This window comes from Litorimonas sp. (genome assembly GCA_029936425.1).
Lineage (GTDB): Bacteria > Pseudomonadota > Alphaproteobacteria > Caulobacterales > Maricaulaceae > Litorimonas.
The window spans coordinates 1-2,238 of the sequence record JAPYSU010000063.1; the positions used below are offsets into that span (position 1 = coordinate 1).

Genomic DNA, 2,238 nt, shown 5'->3' on the forward strand with positions numbered 1-2,238 from the left:
TAAATATACACTCCTTTGTGCAGTAGATTTGAATTTAAAGCTTTTAGATTGAGAACATTTGTCAGGCTGACCTGCAGAAACGTTGGTTCTTCCATAGCTACGGGTTTCTACATTTTCAAACAAGTGGAGAAACTGTAATTTGTTCAACAAATACACGGTAGGCTAGCAATATTGGGTTTATACACAAGTCTTCTTAGAAGCGGGCGAACACCGAAGAACAACTAACTCAAAATAAAAGACAAATGGAACACAGAAAGCATGACCCGAGTCAATCTGCCTCTTTCTTCAGGCAATTGTGGTAGCTTTTAAAAAAGCTGTTTTTCTATCGGGCCTAAAAAGGCACCGTGATGATATCACTGGCTAGCAGCAACAGTAGATCATTCAACCACCAAATCCGTAGAGGGTTCTGCCTTGTCGCTTTAGGGCGTAGACGACATCCATTGCTGTGACAGTCTTGCGCTTGGCGTGCTCTGTGTAGGTGACAGCGTCACGGATGACGTTCTCGAGGAAGACCTTCAGAACGCCGCGTGTCTCTTCGTAGATCAAACCTGAAATTCTTTTCACACCACCACGACGGGCCAATCTTCTGATGGCTGGTTTCGTGATTCCTTGGATGTTGTCTCGCAGAATCTTGCGATGACGCTTGGCACCTCCTTTTCCAAGACCCTTTCCTCCTTTACCGCGTCCAGACATGGCGAAAGTAACTGTGCTGATCTGTAGATTGCAAAATAAAAGACAAATGGAACACAGAAAGCATGACCCGAGTCAATCTGCCTCTTTCTTCAGGCAATTGTGGTAGCTTTTAAAAAAGCTGTTTTTCTATCGGGCCTAAAAAGGCACCGTGATGATATCACTGGCTAGCAGCAACAGTAGATCATTCAACCACCAAATCCGTAGAGGGTTCTGCCTTGTCGCTTTAGGGCGTAGACGACATCCATTGCTGTGACAGTCTTGCGCTTGGCGTGCTCTGTGTAGGTGACAGCGTCACGGATGACGTTCTCGAGGAAGACCTTCAGAACGCCGCGTGTCTCTTCGTAGATCAAACCTGAAATTCTTTTCACACCACCACGACGGGCCAATCTTCTGATGGCTGGTTTCGTGATTCCTTGGATGTTGTCTCGCAGAATCTTGCGATGACGCTTGGCACCTCCTTTTCCAAGACCCTTTCCTCCTTTACCGCGTCCAGACATGGCGAAAGTAACTGTGCTGATCTGTAGATTGCAAAAAGATACGTTCTTCGAACCGTTCAGTTGAAGTTGTGATGTGAATGCTGCATGTATTGAGCTTTATTCAAAACAGCAACTGGGAAACTGGTAATTAGCGCGACACACAGCGAGCGATACGGCGAACTGGAACGGAGAGCAGTGGCGCTTGAATTGATTGTCTGGTTGTTCACAAACAACATGCAGAACATGGAAATAGCTTTTGAATTTGATGAATGGAAAAAATAAGGGAAATGGAGGGATGGAGGGATTAAAAAATGTTTCTGAATCTGAATTTACGTAAACGAAATGAAAGAAACGATTTTATGCACGATTCCCCAACAAGAGTTGGATATGCAGCTAAACATTGGGAAAAACCCTGACCCTAAGTTTGCTGTTATCCAATCAGTTCTTTAGGCTATGCCCATTCCACCAATCAACGACGTTCCTTTGTTGCAGTGACATGTATGAAAATGGTGTTTGGGCGCCAAGTTAGCTCAGTTATTATTCGCTTCCGAAAGTAATCGAGTGAAGACAGGATTTTGTGAGCAACGTATTTTTGCTGTGAAAAAAGATGGCACGTACCAAGCAGACTGCAAGAAAATCAACTGGAGGAAAGGCACCTCGCAAGCAATTGGCAACCAAGGCTGCCCGCAAGAGTGCACCAGCAACCGGTGGTGTAAAGAAACCTCACAGGTACAGACCTGGAACAGTGGCGTTGAGAGAAATACGAAGATACCAGAAATCAACCGAGTTGCTCATCAGAAAACTTCCGTTCCAACGTCTGGTTCGTGAGATTGCTCAAGACTTCAAGACTGATCTCCGCTTCCAGAGCTCTGCTGTCATGGCCTTGCAAGAAGCCTCTGAAGCCTATCTTGTTGGACTTTTTGAAGACACGAACTTGTGCGCCATTCACGCCAAGCGGGTGACGATCATGCCCAAGGATATCCAGCTTGCAAGAAGAATTCGTGGGGAGAGAGCATAAGCCACTCACCAATCAGTGACATCAATCAGTGACCATGCACCTTTGCTAGGT

3 protein-coding genes are annotated in these 2,238 nt (G+C 45.7%); 1 reads left to right on the forward strand and 2 read right to left on the reverse strand.

What is annotated here, in order from left to right; translation table 11 throughout:
• Nucleotides 1–381 precede the first annotated feature (381 nt).
• Both ACN0IC_RS15030 and ACN0IC_RS15035 read right to left on the reverse strand, forming a co-directional pair.
• The gene (locus ACN0IC_RS15030; protein WP_077628652.1) at nucleotides 382–582 is read right to left on the reverse strand and encodes a histone H4; all 201 of its coding nucleotides are present in this window, start codon (nucleotides 580–582) and stop codon (nucleotides 382–384) included.
• A gap of 296 nt (nucleotides 583–878) precedes the next feature.
• A complete protein-coding gene (locus tag ACN0IC_RS15035) occupies nucleotides 879–1,079 on the reverse strand; it encodes a histone H4 (RefSeq protein ID WP_077628652.1) in 201 nt (66 codons plus the stop codon).
• 697 nt (nucleotides 1,080–1,776) lie between these two features.
• Between ACN0IC_RS15035 and ACN0IC_RS15040 the strand changes: the two genes are divergently transcribed.
• Entirely contained in the window at nucleotides 1,777–2,187 is a 411-nt protein-coding gene (locus ACN0IC_RS15040) for a histone H3 (protein WP_047149380.1), read from the forward strand.
• Nucleotides 2,188–2,238: the final 51 nt, after the last annotated feature.

Coding starts and splice junctions, on each gene's coding strand:
- ACN0IC_RS15040 (WP_047149380.1), top strand. CDS start 1,777: ATGGCACGTACCAAGCAGACTGCAAGAAAATCAACTGGAGGAAAGGCA.